Source organism: Brevibacillus sp. BD137, from assembly GCF_041644655.1.
Taxonomy (GTDB): domain Bacteria; phylum Bacillota; class Bacilli; order Brevibacillales; family Brevibacillaceae; genus Brevibacillus; species Brevibacillus brevis_D.
This window is the reverse complement of sequence record NZ_JAOTNO010000012.1, coordinates 69,592-85,573: the sequence shown is the minus strand read 5'-3', so window position 1 is coordinate 85,573 and position 15,982 is coordinate 69,592. Positions and strand designations below refer to the sequence as shown.

Annotated in this window: 13 protein-coding genes; 10 read left to right on the top strand and 3 right to left on the bottom strand. The window is 46.9% G+C overall.

Going from position 1 to position 15,982, the window contains the following annotated elements; all coding sequences use genetic code 11:
* Window positions 1–180 precede the first annotated feature (180 nt).
* Both ODZ53_RS22545 and ODZ53_RS22540 read left to right on the top strand, forming a co-directional pair.
* Window positions 181–1,926: an ABC transporter ATP-binding protein gene (locus tag ODZ53_RS22545; protein ID WP_199926799.1), complete on the top strand. Its 1,746-nt coding sequence runs from the start codon at window positions 181–183 to the stop codon at window positions 1,924–1,926.
* A gap of 24 nt (window positions 1,927–1,950) precedes the next feature.
* Window positions 1,951–2,733, top strand: coding sequence for a Fe-S oxidoreductase (locus ODZ53_RS22540; protein ID WP_372680200.1), 783 nt, complete (start codon window positions 1,951–1,953; stop codon window positions 2,731–2,733).
* 87 nt (window positions 2,734–2,820) lie between these two features.
* Here ODZ53_RS22540 and ODZ53_RS22535 read toward each other — a convergent pair whose 3' ends face one another.
* Genes ODZ53_RS22535 through ODZ53_RS22525 form a run of 3 tightly spaced genes read right to left on the bottom strand, consistent with a single transcriptional unit; the run spans window position 2,821 to window position 7,425 of the window.
* On the bottom strand, window positions 2,821–2,958 hold the full coding sequence (locus ODZ53_RS22535; protein WP_372680198.1) for a hypothetical protein: 138 nt from the start codon (window positions 2,956–2,958) through the stop codon (window positions 2,821–2,823).
* A gap of 7 nt (window positions 2,959–2,965) precedes the next feature.
* Window positions 2,966–5,824 (bottom strand): DEAD/DEAH box helicase, encoded by a 2,859-nt coding sequence (locus ODZ53_RS22530; RefSeq protein WP_372680196.1) that lies wholly within the window; start codon window positions 5,822–5,824, stop codon window positions 2,966–2,968.
* A complete protein-coding gene (locus tag ODZ53_RS22525; protein WP_372680194.1) occupies window positions 5,821–7,425 on the bottom strand; it encodes an SWIM zinc finger family protein in 1,605 nt (534 codons plus the stop codon). The genes ODZ53_RS22530 and ODZ53_RS22525 overlap by 4 nt, the downstream gene beginning before the upstream one ends.
* A 237-nt stretch (window positions 7,426–7,662) precedes the next feature.
* On the opposite strand from ODZ53_RS22525, the gene ODZ53_RS22520 reads away from it, so the two are divergent.
* From ODZ53_RS22520 to ODZ53_RS22485, 8 genes are all read left to right on the top strand, one after another.
* Entirely contained in the window at window positions 7,663–8,517 is an 855-nt protein-coding gene (locus ODZ53_RS22520; RefSeq protein ID WP_372680192.1) for a DMT family transporter, read from the top strand.
* Window positions 8,518–8,618: 101 nt separating this feature from the next.
* On the top strand, window positions 8,619–9,503 hold the full coding sequence (locus ODZ53_RS22515; RefSeq protein ID WP_173607364.1) for a YitT family protein: 885 nt from the start codon (window positions 8,619–8,621) through the stop codon (window positions 9,501–9,503).
* Window positions 9,504–9,664: 161 nt separating this feature from the next.
* A complete protein-coding gene (locus ODZ53_RS22510) occupies window positions 9,665–10,456 on the top strand; it encodes an IclR family transcriptional regulator (protein ID WP_238351950.1) in 792 nt (263 codons plus the stop codon).
* The gene (locus ODZ53_RS22505) at window positions 10,456–11,409 is read left to right on the top strand and encodes an ABC transporter ATP-binding protein (protein ID WP_007720998.1); all 954 of its coding nucleotides are present in this window, start codon (window positions 10,456–10,458) and stop codon (window positions 11,407–11,409) included. Before ODZ53_RS22510 ends, ODZ53_RS22505 begins: the two co-directional genes overlap by 1 nt.
* Before the next feature lie 20 nt (window positions 11,410–11,429).
* Window positions 11,430–12,416 carry an ABC transporter ATP-binding protein gene (locus ODZ53_RS22500; RefSeq protein ID WP_173607366.1) on the top strand — a complete coding sequence of 329 codons (987 nt, stop codon included), beginning with the start codon at window positions 11,430–11,432 and terminating at the stop codon, window positions 12,414–12,416.
* 70 nt (window positions 12,417–12,486) lie between these two features.
* Window positions 12,487–14,067: an ABC transporter substrate-binding protein gene (locus tag ODZ53_RS22495; RefSeq protein ID WP_372680188.1), complete on the top strand. Its 1,581-nt coding sequence runs from the start codon at window positions 12,487–12,489 to the stop codon at window positions 14,065–14,067.
* Between the two features lie 71 nt (window positions 14,068–14,138).
* Entirely contained in the window at window positions 14,139–15,074 is a 936-nt protein-coding gene (nikB, locus tag ODZ53_RS22490; RefSeq protein ID WP_173607368.1) for a nickel ABC transporter permease, read from the top strand.
* Window positions 15,071–15,982 (top strand): ABC transporter permease, encoded by a 912-nt coding sequence (locus ODZ53_RS22485; RefSeq protein ID WP_199926806.1) that lies wholly within the window; start codon window positions 15,071–15,073, stop codon window positions 15,980–15,982. The genes nikB and ODZ53_RS22485 overlap by 4 nt, the downstream gene beginning before the upstream one ends.

Here is a 15,982-nt window from a genome sequence, read left to right as displayed (position 1 = left end):
GGGTGGAGAAGACGATGGACAAGGAGGTTCGAGCCGTTTTTTTGTGCCAATGTGCTCGGCGAAGAAAAAAATTCCAATAAAGCATCGATATAAAAGACAAATCCATATATAATGAAAATGATTTTCAAAATCAAACACTTGATACGATGTTGTTCTTGAGAGAGAGGAGTTGCTGCTTCAATGCTTCGCAGATTTTTTTCTTACTATCGGCCTTATCGTGGATTATTCATCCTCGACTTCACGTGTGCAGTATTCGTTGCTTTGTTGGAGTTGGGATTTCCGCTTGCAGTGAATATGGTTGTCGATCAACTACTTCCGAGCAAGGATTGGAACATGATCGTGTGGGCGTGCATTGGACTTTTGGCTTTGTATGGTCTGAACGCCGGGATGAACTATGTCGTCACGTACTGGGGACATATGCTTGGGATTAATATCGAGACGGATATGCGCAAGAAGCTGTACGACCATATTCAAAAGCTCTCGTTCCGCTTTTTCGATAATACCAAGACGGGGCATTTGCTATCTCGCCTAACGAATGACTTGATGGAGATCGGGGAGGTGGCTCACCACGGTCCGGAAGATTTGTTTATCGCCGTGATGACGCTGATTGGTGCTTTTCTCCTGATGTTTAATATTAACGAAGAAATGGCGCTGCTTACGTTTTTGGTGATTCCGCTCTTGATATTCTTCGTTGTTCACTTCAACCGTAAAATGACGAGAGCGTTCCACCGTCTGTACGGCGACATGGCAGATTTCAACGCACGTGTTGAGGACAACGTAGGTGGAATGCGTGTCGTACAAGCGTTTGCCAACGAGCAATTTGAAAATAAAAGATTCGCAGAGAACAACCAGCGTTTTCGGATTACAAAGCTGTTGTCCTACAAAATCATGGCTCAAAATATTTCCGTCAGTTACGTGCTGATGCGTTTAGTCAATTTGTTCGTCTTGATTTGCGGCAGCTGGTTTGTGATTCAAGGTGAATTGACCTACGGTGAATTTATCGCTTTCTTGCTGTTAACGAATGTATTTTTCCGTCCGTTGGAGAAAATTAATGCGATTATCGAGAGCTATCCAAAAGGGATTGCCGGCTTTAAGCGCTACATCGAAATCATGGACACAGCACCAGATATTGCGGATGCTCCGGATGCGATCCAGGTAGAATCGTTGAAGGGCGATATCTCGTACAAGAATGTTTCGTTTAGCTATGACCAAGAGTCTTCTGTTTTGCAAAACATTGATTTAAACATCCGGGCGGGCGAGACCATTGCGTTTGTAGGTCCTTCTGGAGCAGGAAAAACCACGTTGTGCAGCCTCTTGCCAAGATTTTATGAGATCGACGGGGGCAGCATCTCCATTGATGGAATGGATATTCGCGAAATCACGTTGGCGTCATTGCGCAGCCAAATCGGGATCGTTCAGCAAGATGTGTTCCTCTTTTCAGGGACGATTCGTGAAAATATCGTGTATGGAAAACTGAATGCTTCGGAGGAAGAGATCTGGGAAGCAGCACGTCTGGCTAAGCTGGAGGAGTTTATCCGTTCTCAGCCTGCTGGTCTGGAGACGATCATTGGTGAACGAGGAGTCAAATTGTCCGGTGGTCAAAAACAGAGACTGGCGATTGCGCGCATGTTCTTGAAAAACCCGCCAATCCTGATTTTGGATGAAGCTACCTCTGCACTCGATACGGAAACGGAGGCGGCGATCCAGCAGTCCTTGCAGGAATTGTCCAAAGGCCGTACGACATTGGTGATCGCCCACAGACTGGCTACTATTAAAAATGCAGATCGCATCATCGTTGTAACGGAACAAGGCATCACAGAGCAAGGAAGTCATGATCAGCTCTTGGCTCGCGAAGGTATCTATAGCAGACTGTATCAAGCACAGTTCGGCACGTACCTCGACCAGTCAAACAGCGTTTTTTCTTGATCATGAAAAGAGAGGGAGTTCGTGATGCTAGAATGGGATGACGATTTTATTGCACAGCGGTTTACCATTACTTCAAAATCGAGACCCAATGCCTTATTTTCGATGAAGGCAAGAGATTTGGTAGACCCAACACATATGAATGAGCTTGTTCAAATCTATGCTCCGCTAATCAAGGCACACGAGCTGACTGCTGCTGGTACTTACATCAGCAGTTGGCTCACGAGCCCTTCTCTTGGCCTTTCGTACATGAGCTCTGTCTGGAATCGTGCACTTATCATGACGCTGGATCATATGACAATTGAATTGTTTTATGAGGATGACTATCCGCAATTCGCCTTTGTGATCCCGGCATATGAGATCGTAGAAGCGCCTGCCAGTGAAGCAGAGCGTGCAATCTGGCTGAAGGAATGCTATCGTGCGTATTTCCAAGATTTCCTGCACCCATTGCTCACGACGCTTGCAAAGGTAACAGGAAACCCCGAAGCGATGCTTTGGGGACAGTTCCCAACCAGGTTCAATTACTATATGGATGCTTTTGTGGCGTTGGTAGAACAGGATAGCATCAAGGAGCAAGTGAAGGCTGATTACGATGTCCTCTGTAATCAATTGGAAGGCGAGAGCTTTGGATTGCAAAAAAATCCATTTCGCGTGAAAGTACGCTGGATTGAGGATATGCGTGATCCGCAAGGGAAAGTTCGGATCAAGAATCAATGCTGCTTGTACTATAAGACGGGGGAGCAAAAGTATTGCTACACCTGTCCGCGGATAAAAGAAGAAGAGCGCGCTCTGATGAGAATTCGTGCGTAGCTGACCCTCCCTTTGCGGAGGGTTTGCTAACAAAATCAAACCCAAGGCTAGGGTCCATAACCGGATCGGGCCTTGGGTTTTTCACACTTACTCTTTCTTTGTTTGGTTTTCAGAAAAATGCTGTTGAACAGCTTCCAAAAAACGAAGCCATGCCTCGGGCAGCTTGGGCTCTTCTGTAGGGCGGCGCATAGTGGAATTTCCTTCGTTTTGTTTCGCTCGCTCCATTCTCCATCTATCCTTTCGTATCTAGCCAATCATGACGCAGGGTGAACAAGTCTCGCAGCTCTTCCGTTGATAGCTCTGTGATCCAGCTTTCGCCCGTCCCGACAATTTGCTGGCTCAACGATAGCTTTCTCTCCATCATTTCATCGATGCGTTCCTCAATTGTCCCGAGTGAAATGAATTTGTAGACGTGAACATTGCGCTGCTGTCCTATGCGATGAGCACGGTCAGTGGCCTGATTTTCTACCGCAGGATTCCACCAGCGATCTACGTGAATGACGTGGTTGGCTTCCGTCAGGTTCAAGCCAGTTCCACCCGCACGTAACGAAAGAATGAAGATGGCCCCGCGTTCATCGTCCGGAAGTGTCGGGTCTTGAAAACGAGCGATCATCTCATCGCGTTTTTCTTTTTTCGTGGCTCCATTTAGGAAGTAGACAGGTCCATAGCCTTCTCGCGTCAGCACCCGTTGAAGCATATTGCCCATTTGGATGTATTGGGTAAAAATCAGGCAACGCTCTTTCTTTTGGCGAATATCCTCCACTAATTCCAGCAGTCTTTCCAATTTGTGCGAACGACTGGCTTCGTCTGTTGTTGCGATTTCATTCAAAATGAGCGCAGGATGGTCACACAATTGTTTGAGACGTGTCAGTGTCGTTAGAATCAGACCGCGCCGCTCCATAGGGGAGGCTTTTTCCATTCGATCAAACATATCTTGAATCGCTGTCTCATAAAGTGCGCCTTGTTCGGTAGTCAGCGGTACGTATTCCTTGCTCTCATTCTTGTCCGGCAAGTCTAGCTGAATGTTCGGATCGGTTTTCACGCGACGGAGCAGGAAAGGCTGAATGAGTCGTTGCACTTGATTGATGAGCTGCTGGTCTTGGTCGCGTTCGATGGGATGGACAAAGCGCTGGGTAAATTCCCCGAGACTTCCCAAGTAGCCGGGATTCAAGAAATCAAAGATGGACCAGAGCTCACTCAGACGATTTTCGATCGGAGTGCCTGTGAGAGCGATCCGGTGCCATGCTTTCAATTCGCGCACAGCGGATGCTTGCTTTGTATAGGCGTTTTTAATATTTTGCGCCTCGTCGAGACAAATCGTATCCCATGTAACCATTCCTAGCTCCTGCTCATCCAAATGGGACAGGGCGTAGGAGGTAATGACCAAATCTGCTCCCTTGATCGCTGGCAAAAATGCCTCCTTCTTTTGGCGATCATTACCATAATGAATCATCACCTGAAGAGAGGGGGCGAAGCGCTTCAGCTCTTTTTGCCAGTTGCCTATGACGGAGGTCGGGCAAATTAAGAGAGAAGGAGTACTGGCTGGGCCATGTTGTTTGACATGAAGCAAATACGTAATAAATTGAACCGTTTTTCCCAATCCCATGTCATCAGCCAGACAAGCTCCCAACCCAAAGCGGCGTAAAAAGAACAGCCACGAACTGCCCTCTAGCTGATAATGGCGCAACGTCCCGTGAAAAGTAGATGGCTGCTCCATGATCGGAATGCGCTTTGTTTCTTGCAATTGGTTCAACAGCTCTCGCAAATGCTGGTTTAGTTGAACTTCAACCGTTAGAGAAGTGTCGAAATCGAACTCATCATCGGGTAGCTCCTCAACCTCCACAGTAGGGGCGAGGTGCATTCTCATGACATCGCGAAGGGACATGCCGTTTTTCGCTTGGTTTTTCTTGAGCGCTTCTTGCAGCTGCAAGAATAGATCGGGAGTCAATTGCACCCAATGCCCGCGAATTTTCAACAGGCGCTGCTTTTGTTTAATGAGTTCCTCAAATTCCTCTTCGCTGAGCTCTACAGGTCCCAAGGCGAGCTTCCATTCAAAATCCATGAGCTGGGAGACACCCAGGAACGATTGTCTGCTAGCCCCGACAGAGGTTGTAATCTTGGCTTTTAGCTTCGGTTTTACCCGACGCGCTTGTTCCCACCATGCTGGCAAAAAGACGTGAATCCCAGCTTGCACTAACTGCAAACTGCTCGAGGTCAAAAAGATCCATGCTTGCTCGTTCGTCAGTCGGGTGAGAAAACGGCTTTGATTCTCCTGGGTGTCTTTTTGCCAAGGGAGAATCTCTTTGCATTTGGTCAGGTCCGAGAGAAAACGATTCCAGTGCTCACGCCAGTCAGCAGGGATGCGAGCGGTAGCTACTCCCTCAGCCGTCAACTGGTGTGGCTCAATAAGAAATAACTGATCAGGCTCTTCACGATTCTGTAAATACACGTGAAGCTGCCAGTCATTGGGGTGCTCCTCGGCCTCGATGATTTGCAAGCATGTGCGAAACGGTGTCGTATCTGGCAGCCAGCCTATGGATTGCAACCATTCCTGTTCCTGAAGGTGTGGAGAAAGCTCGGTGCCCATGACGTACAGAGCCGGGTAATGCGTCAATAGCTGCTCCCACTTTTGTGCTATCGCACCAGTGCCTTGCAAGGATTCCTCCACGACAAGCGAAAGCCACCTATGGCCGTACTCCGGAAAATCGACGGGAGTATGCAGGGCTCTCCAGCCGATTTGTCCTTTTTTCCAAGAAGAAAAATCAGGGGCAAGGGAGCCTTGTGCGAGCGTATCACGGATCATTCCCGCTACATGCGTAAATTGTTCAAATGGCGTGCTGGATGAATAGGTCCGATGCAAAAGCCACTGGGGGGAGACGAAAAAGGAGAGGGCCTTGGCAGGACTAAGCAAGACGCCTTGCTCGTTTTTGTCCAGGAAGGTTCCGTAATAAGATGACTCATCCCACGCAAACAGTGTTCCTGCCAATTCTTCTGGATCGACCACTGCTCCTTGTGTGTCTTTGCCAGTAATCAAGAATTGTCCGTCTGCCAAAAGCTCTCCATCTAGAACCAATGTAGTGACGGTATTCATAAGTTGAAATTTCCTCTCCTTAGCTCTTCTTGAAAAGCACGTAACCGATTATGTTTGGCAGATAATTGTTCCACGTATCGTTCCCAGCGCACATCTTGGTTGGCTCTGTTGTAAATCGTCCTTACCTTTTTCATGAGCTTGATCGCTTCTTTGTAGGCCGTTCGATTACGTTCCGCAATAAGTCTGTTCACCTCACGTAAATAGAAAGGGAAGAGCAGAGTCGGTTCTGTTTCCTCAATTTCTTTAACCTGCACGAGCGAGATATCTGCCATGGGCACTTGAAACGACATTTGTAAATCAATCCATTGCTGAAACTGTCGTTCTTCATATAAATAGGCGGCATATTCGTGATAACTACTCGGTAAGAACTGCTTCAGCTTGGCGCCACACTCGGCTGATCGTCCCACTCGCTGCATCGCTTCCTGCCAAATGGCGATAACGAGACGGTATTGCTGTGCCTCGGCTTGACCGATTAAGGACGTCAAAGAAGCGGTCCAATCGAGAAATCGTTGCCATTCGCCATTGCGAGCGAATGATTTCATATAGGACAAGTAGAAGGAGAGGTTCAAGCGGCTCATTCTTTTCCAGATTTGTAGAGCAGCTTCGTCCTCCTTTTCCATCACATGAAAGTGGGCACGGAGCAGTAGCCCTTTTTCCTTTTCGGCGGCAGAACTGTTTTCATCGTTAATAAGCTGATCCAGCACATGGATCTCCTCTTGCATCCACTCTGGGTTCTTCAAGAGCATCCACCATAACATTTGATAGGCGAATATCCAGTAGAGAGAGGTGGCTTCGTTTTCTTTCAACTCCTTTGTGAGTTGAAGTGTATCGACGATAGCATCCTGATGGTGAGTCAAGAGAGCTGGGATATCCGCGAAGTACAATGTCCCTTCTAATTGGTCCAATAACCGCTCGGCGGTCTGAACCAAATCCAGGAACCAATATGATTGGCGGTACGTTTTGACGTATTGTGTAAGCTTCATGAGATGAAACAGATTGGCATGAATGACAAAGAGCTGTGCCCGATCCTTCGGCCACGAGGCAGCAACACTCAGTACATTTTGATAGCTCGATAATAACTCAGAGGAAGCTCGATACGATTCCATGGCCGCAAACAGGTTGCGTGTCCAGCTCTCAAAAAATGCCCACCATTCTTTGACGGAGCTGTTCGCGGTAAGCGCCGAGGAGATAGACGCTGTATCCTGCTGAGCAGGAGCGGTATGGCTGTATTTATAAGTAGGAATCAGCAGATGAGGAGAAAAAGTAGCTCGCCTTGGTTGTTGGGAGCGGGTCAAAAATGTACGAGGATTCTCGAACACACTGTACATCTGAAAAAAGGTGGCAGCAATATGCTTGCAAATACGCGAATAAGGGCAGGTACACGTACTGTTTTGAACCGTTTCCATATCGAGGCGAACATGATACACCTGGGAACCTTGAACATCACTCGTCAAATACTGGCCTTGTTCTACGCGTGTATTAAAGACGACACCATCTGAAAAGTACGTATAGCCCCGTTCAATAATGTGTCCTTCGACGGCAATTAGAATTTGCTCGCCTACCTGTATCGCTTGTTCCCGAGTCAACTCTCTTTGCAACATGTAGTCAGATCCTCCGAACGAAGTGTCATCCCTCCATTATAACCCAAAATGCGGAGAATGGAAAAAGATGCGTGTGTTCACAGGGGCAATAAAATGGTTGGGGCTATTAGCAGAAACAATGCTTAATTTTTCCGGGGACTGGGTGTATACTGTACACGTCGGATGAAAAGCAACTAAACGCAATGTGTTTGATTGCCTTTAGTTGTGTTTGTACAACATGAGAGAGAAGGGGCACACATGCTATCGATTTCGATTCTGCTCGTATTATCGTCAGGTCTTGCCCACGCAGTCTGGAACCTGTTCACGAAAAAAAGTGAGAACAAAATGGCGTTTCTTTGGTTGATTACCTTGCCAACAACCGTGATCCTCTTGCCTGTTCTCCTTTGGGAATTGATGCACGTACAACTGACATGGTCTTTGGTTCTTTTTCTGACTATGTCCTTTTTCTTTCAAGGATGCTATACCTTATTGATTTCAAAGGCGTATACATACGGGGATATCTCACAGGTTTACCCCATCATGAGGGGAACGGGGACGCTTCTCATTCCGTTTTTTAGCGCCATTTTCTTTCAAGAGTATTTATCGGTATCAGGATGGCTGGGGGTCATTTGCATCGTGATCGGAGTCTTCGCCATTAGCGGGATGATAGGGCCAAATCGTCAGGCTCAACCAGTGAATCCGCTCGCCCTGCGATACGCTGTTGCTGTTGGACTATGCATTACAGGATACACGTTAACCGACAAGCAAATCGTCCAACAATTATCTCCATTCGCTTTATTGGAAATAACGAACTTTGCCTGTCTGATTGTCGCTGGGGGCTTCGTTTGGAAGAAGGGACTCATCCGCCGTGAGTGGCAAAAAAACTGGCAAACGATTGTACTCGGTGCTATCCTGTCACCAGGTTCGTATTTATTGTTTTTGTTTGCCATGACATTGGCACCGCTGGCAGCTATTGCGCCCATTCGTGAGGTAAGTACGGTTTTTGGTACGCTCCTCGGGGTCTTCTTATTAAAGGAACAACAACGTGTATGGCGTCTGTCTATGTCGTTGATAATCACGATTGGTATTATTTCCATTGCGGTCTGGGGCTAAAGGATGATACAGAGTCGGTTGGGAGAATTCCTGGCTGGCTATTTTTTTTACTACCTGGGAAAGATGAAGGGGTAAGAAAATAACGGCTAAGGATGATCAAAATGGATGCAAAAGCAATTGCTCCGATCACTCATAAGCGGAAGAAAAAAAGAAGGATCGCAGTAAGAACTCTCGGAATCATCATTGGGGCCTTGTTGGTGGCAGTCGGACTGGAAATTTTTCTGGTTCCAAACAACATCATTGACGGTGGTGTTACCGGCGTTTCCATTATGGTCTCAAAACTTACGGGAGGCCCACTCGGCTTATTTTTATTCCTGCTGAACCTGCCCTTTTTACTTATTGGCTACAAGCAAATTGGCAAGACCTTTGCCGTCTCTACGCTATTCGGTGTCGTCGTGATGTCGTTGGGGACGAGCTACCTCCATCATGTTCCTAGCTTGACAGACGATTTGCTTCTCTCTGCTGTTTTTGGTGGGATCATCATCGGAATCGGTGTGGGACTTGTTATTCGCGCGGGCGGTTCCTTGGATGGAACGGAAATTGTTGCGATCCTGATGACGAGGAAAAGTCCGTTTTCGGTCGGCGAAATGGTCATGTTTTTTAACATTTTTATTCTAGGCAGTGCCGGCTTCATTTTTGGGTGGGACCGGGCCATGTACTCGTTAATTGCGTACTACATCGCTTATAAAATGATCGACATTACGATGGTCGGACTCGAACAATCCAGATCAGTATGGATCATCAGTGATTATCCAGCCGAAATTGGCGATGCGTTAACGGCGAGACTGGGGAGGGGAATTACCTATTTGAATGGGGAAGGTGGCTACTCCGGAGACGTTAAAAAAGTCATCTTCTGTGTCATCACCCGATTGGAAGAAGCGAAGCTGAAATCCATCGTGGAGGAAATCGATTCCTCTGCATTTTTGGCAATCGGTCATATTCACGATGTTTCTGGTGGACGGTTTAAGAAAAAGAATATTCACTAAAACCTTACGTACAAATTACCCCTGAGCCAGGTAGGTAGAACGACCTGATTGCGAAGGGGTAAAAATGTATTGACGGAAATAACTGAATTCATTTAATATTATGGCATGCCAAAATACAAAATAACGTTCCGTATTTTGGGACAATTGAATGGTGATGAAAAATGGACAAAACAGAAAAAACGGCAAACCGAAGTGTGTTAAAAACGCTAGAGTTTCTCGAATATTTTATCCAAAACAGTGAATTAAGCTTGGCTGAGCTTGTCGAGTTGTCAGATATGCCGAAGAGTACGGTATTTCGAATTCTTCAGACGCTGGAAATGCGCGGCTTTGTCTCCAAAACGACCACTCATAATCCGCCTAAATACCAATTGGGATTGAAGCTGCTGGAGTTTGGGAACATTGTTGCCCAACGGCTGGAGATCAGGAAAATCGCGCTCCCATATATGCTGCAGCTACGAGATACGGTGGATGAGGCAGTCAACCTGATTATTCGTGATCAAGACGAAGGGGTTTACATCGAAAAAGTCGATACCCGCCAGTATGTTCGTGTATATACGCAGGTAGGTAGAAAATCACCGTTGTACGCAGGGGCATGCCCGCGCATTTTACTCTCATTTCTGCCGGATCATGAGATCGAAGAATTGTTGAACCGGGTAGACATGAAGAAAATCTCACCTGACACAAATACAGACAAAGATCTTCTATGGCAATGGATTCACGATGCACGTGAAAACGGCTATACAGTCAGCTACGGTGAATTGGAGCCGGATTCCGCAGCAATTGCTGTACCTATTCGAGATTTTACGGGACAAGTAATAGCTGGCTTGAGCTTGGCTGGAGCTACATCACGCTTTCAGCCAGATCGATTGGAATATTTGGTACAGGAGACAAAAGCGGTAGCGAATCAAATCATGAGCAAGCTGGGTTATTCAGATGCAAAGGCGGGACTTTGATGCTGGAAATCAAAAATCTTCAGACGAGATTCCGAACCGATAATGGAGAAATTACCGTTTTGGATGGCGTTAGTTTTCAAATCAACAAAGGTGAGACGATTGGAGTAGTAGGGGAGTCGGGTTGTGGGAAAAGTGTCACCTCACTATCCATCATGGGGCTTCTGCCGAGAACCGCGCGAATCACTGGAGGAGAGATCCTGTACAACGGTGAAAATCTGGTTGCCTTTTCCAAGGATCAGATGAGGAAGGTACGGGGAAAAGAGATCGCGATGATTTTTCAAGAACCGATGACCTCACTCAATCCGGTTTATACAATCGGGGCGCAGATCATGGAGCTCGTCTTGAATCATACAAGTATGAACAAAAAACAAGCCAAAGAGCACGCGATTCAAATGCTGAAGCTGGTCGGGATTCCGAGAGCGGAAGAAATCGTTGATGAGTATCCGCATCAGCTATCTGGCGGGATGAGGCAGCGTGTGATGATCGCGATGGCGATGTCCTGTAGTCCATCTCTATTGGTTGCAGATGAGCCAACGACCGCGCTAGACGTGACCATTCAGGCGCAGATTCTTGACCTGATGAGAGAGCTACAACAGAAGAGCGAGATGACCATTATGCTGATCACGCACGATCTTGGTGTGGTAGCAGAGATGTGTGATCGGGTGGTCGTCATGTATGCAGGGCAAGTCGTCGAGGAAGCCGAGGTAGAAAAGTTATTTGCTACTCCAAAGCATCCTTACACGGTCGGTTTGTTGGGTTCGATCCCGGATATGGACACAGAACAGGAGTATTTGTTTACGATTGGCGGGACCGTTCCCAGTCCAGGTCAGATGCCCCCAGGATGCCGTTTTGCTGAACGATGCCAGAAGGCTTTTGACAAATGCTACGAGCAAGCTCCACCGTTATTCGATCTGAATGATGGTACAAAAAGCAGATGCTGGCTGTATGAGTAAGCGTAAAGGATGTGAATCTTTTGGAAAAATCAGAATCTACTCCCTTGCTTGAGGTGAGAGGGTTAAAAAAATACTTTCCGATTCGTAGTGGGTTCATGAAGAAGATAACGAATCACGTCAAAGCTGTTGACGATCTCTCTTTTACCGTTGCAACGGGGGAGACGCTCGGAATTGTAGGTGAATCCGGTTGCGGGAAGTCAACCACAGGCAGAGCCATTCTACGATTGCTCGAGCCTACGGGTGGCGAAGTGATTTTTCAAGGAGAGAATTTAGCAGCCCTTTCCCCAAATGAGATGAGGATGAAGCGAAAGGATTTGCAAATCATTTTCCAAGACCCGTTCGCCTCCCTCAATCCGCGAATGACAGTTGGGGAGATCATTGAAGAGCCGATGATCATATTCGAACTGTATGAAACGTCAAAAGAACGCAAGGAAAAAGTAGCGGAATTGATGCAGGTTGTCGGTCTGAAACCAGAAAATTCCGAACGTTTTCCCCATGAGTTTAGTGGTGGTCAGCGCCAGCGGATCGGCATTGCACGTGCGCTAGCGCTTAATCCCAAGCTGATTGTGGCAGATGAGCCAGTATCTGCGCTCGATGTATCCATTCAATCACAGGTATTGAACCTGATGAGAGATTTGCAAAAGCAATACGGACTCACTTACATATTCATCTCTCACAACTTGAGTGTCGTGAAGCATTTTTGCGACAGGATCGGCGTGATGTATTTGGGACGGATGGTTGAGCTGGCACCCAAAAATGCGCTATATGAAGAGCCGCTGCATCCTTATACGCGCTCATTACTGTCCGCAGTTCCGATTGCCAAGCCAAAAACGAAGCGAGAGCGCATCATCTTGACTGGAGATGTACCGAGTCCTGCGAACCCTCCGAGTGGCTGCACGTTTCATACGCGCTGTCCGGATTGTATGGAAATTTGCAAAACGGACAAGCCCGAATTTCAATCGATGGGCGATGGTCGATATGTTGCCTGTCATTTGTATAACCAATAGGAACAAATGACGGCTATCATATTTTTTTCAACATGAATGCCAGAACGTAAAGAAAAAAGGGGGACTTGTTTTGAAAAAGAAGGTAGGTATCACCGCTTGCTCCGCATTACTCTTGCTAGCTGCTGCTTTGGGCGGATGTTCGGGTAAGTCAACAGACACGAGCACACAGGCAAATCCGCAATCGAAGACAGAAGCGCAAGCTCCGGCAAAAAATGAACTTACACTTGGTGTGAATGGAGATCCGCACTCTTGGGATCCGATTGATACGTTTTTACTTGATTGGAGTACGGTAGCAACCTCTGTATTTGAAGGCTTAGTCGAGCGTACCACTGACTTGAAAATCCAGCCAGGACTCGCTGAATCGTGGGAGTTCAAGGATGACAAGACCCTTCAGTTTAAACTTCGTAAAGGAGTTACCTTCCACAACGGCGAGCCATTCAACGCGGAAGCAGTGAAATTTACATTTGATCGCCTGCTTGGTGAAGAAGGGAAAAAAGGACCACAGCAAGCGAACTATGCTTCGATTGAACGTGTAGAAGTGGTAGACGAGTTTACAGTCAACATGATTCTCAAGGAAAAAGATCCTGTACTCCTTACAAAGCTGGCAGGTTATGGCGGTGTGATCGTTCCGCCTAAGTATTATAAGGAAAAAGGGGACGAGTACTTTAACACGCATCCAGTAGGTACGGGTCCGTTCAAAATGGATAGCTATGAAAAAGATAACAAGGTTGTACTGATGAAAAACGAAAGCTATTGGAAGCAAGGTCAACCGAAGCTGGAAAAAGTAACGTTCCGTTTTATTCCAGAAGCGACTACACGTCTAGCTGAAATGCAAACAGGTGCGATCGACATTATGAAAAAAGTCGAGATTAGCCAAACAGAATCCATCAAGGGCATGTCTGATCTTGAACTGATGCAAGTCGGGTCGCCAACCGTTTATTCGATTCGATTCAATACATCGATGAAGCCAGTTGACAATGTAAAAGTCCGTGAAGCGATTGCTTACGCGATTGATGCAGATTTGATTATCGAAACGCTGCTCGGCGGATATGGTAAGCGTGTCAATTCCTTCCAAAGCGATATGTCTTTCGGCTATGATCCTAACCTGCCATTACGTAATTATGATCCAGAAAAAGCAAAACAACTGCTTGCAGAAGCAGGTGTGAAGGAAGGAACTGAGCTTGATCTCTTCCTCCCGGGTACAGATGCTACGTTTAAAGAGGTAGCACAAGCGATCGAAATGCAATTAGGCCAAGTCGGTCTCAAGGTGAAGCTGAATCTGGTGGACGCCTCCACATTTACTTCTGACCTCATCCCGAAAGGAAAAGCAGGACATATGTACCGGAATGGCTGGGGTGGATGGACGCTCGACTTTGATAATACTGCCTATCTGATGTATCACAAAGGTGAGTTCTGGAACCCTGATTTCTATGACGAAAAAGTAGAGGAGCTCTTGAAAGCAGAACGCTCCACGTTTGACCAAGAAAAGCGTATGGCAGTATTTAAAGAGCTGAATCAACGCCTGTATGAGCTAGTCCCGGATGTACCGCTCTATCAAACGATCAACCTGTGGGCTGTAAACAAACGAGTAAAAGGCTTCCAACCTCCGACAGATGAACGGATCGATTTGCGCGAAGCATCGGTTGAATAAGGAAAGTTTTGAACAGGGGGAGTAGAAGATGTCTCTTCTATTCCCTTCATTTTTGATAAAGGAGGAGCGGGATGGCAGCCTTTTTAATTAGACGTCTACTACATAGTGTTTTTGTCGTTCTTGCTATTACTCTTGTCATTTTTGTCCTGGTGCGAATGACTGGTGATCCAGTATCGATCATGTTTCAAGCAGGAGAGCCTACCAAAGAGGCAATTACTGAGCTTCGGAAAAATCTCGGTCTGGACGAGCCCGTTTATGTACAGTTCGGGCTTTATTTAAAAGATATGTTTACCGGCAACTTTGGCACCTCGTTCCGAACGGGTGAGAGCGTGATCGACATGATGAATGAGAAGATGGGAGCAACTTTGCTGCTTGCCTTTGGGGGAATGTTTGTCGCTCTGTTGATTGCGATTCCAGTAGGGATCATTTCCGCTGTTTACAGAGGCAGCGTAGCTGACTTTTTCGGACGCATTTTTTCATTGCTAGGAATCTCTTTTCCTAACTTTTGGCTAGGGATTATGTTAATCATCATATTTGCTGTTAAGCTGGGCTGGTTTCCTGCTTCTGGTTATGAAGGTCTGGAGTATTTGGTTCTGCCTTCCGTTGCACTCGGACTCATCTTGTCAGGAATTTTGGCTCGATTGGTTCGCTCTTCCATGCTGGAGGTAATGAATCAGCAATATATCAATACGGCCCGTTCCAAAGGGATCAAGGAATGGCTTGTCATCATCAAGCATGGCTTGCGAAACGCATTAATCCCAACGGTAACCTTTATTGGATTACAATTTGGAACGTTGTTGGGCGGTACCGTGATCATTGAGCAAGTTTTTTCATGGCCAGGTATCGGGCGTATGCTGATCGATGCGATATCGCAACGTGACTTTCCCGTGATTCAAGGCTCTGTCATTATCTTGTCTTTTTTGATGATCTTCGTGAATCTGTTGGTTGATATCAGTTATGGCTTTATTGATCCACGTATTAGGCAGGGAGGAGGAAAAAGCGAATGACGACAGCGACGGTTCCAAACAATCAAACCAATCCACCAATCAAAAAACGTGGAAAATGGAGCAAGATGGGCAGAAGATTCGCTCGAAATCCGTGGGCGATGACGGGGATGTTCTTGCTTATGCTTACCGTCGTATCCGCACTTTTTGCACCGGTAATTGCGCCATCCACTCCTGATAAAGCTGATTTGCGTGCACGGTTGGTTGCTCCCTCGTGGATGGACGATACGGGGAAATCCGAGCATTTGCTGGGTACGGATCAGGTCGGACGTGACTTGCTGAGCCGAATCATTTACGGAGCGCGAATATCGTTATTGGTTGGTGTCGTATCCGTACTGATTTCCTTAGTTATCGGGGTGATTCTGGGCCTCATCGCAGGCTTTTACGGGCGCTGGGTAGATGATCTGTTAATGCGCTTGGCAGATGTACAGCTGGCATTCCCTTTCATTTTATTTGCGATTATCGTCATGACGGTCTTTGGGGCAGGTCTATGGAAGCTCATCCTTGTTTTGGGAATCAGTAACTGGGTAGGCTTTGCGCGACTGGTTCGAGGACAGGTCATGAGTGTGAAGGAAATGGAATACGTCCAGGCTGCCAAAGCAATCGGGGCTACGAATTTGCGGATCATCAGAAAACATGTCCTGCCAAACGTTTCTTCTTCGATCATCGTATTGGCAACGTTAAATGTAGCCACCAACATTTTGTTGGAAGCATCGTTGACGTTTATTGGATTGGGTGTAGACCCTTCGATTCCTACATGGGGCGGCATGCTGGCAGACGGTCGCAACTATCTGGAGACGGCATGGTGGGTTGCTACTTTCCCTGGCATCGCCATTATGATTACGGTGTTTGGAATTAACCTGCTGGGCGATTGGCTACGGGATGAGCTAGATCCAAATCTGCGCGTGTAA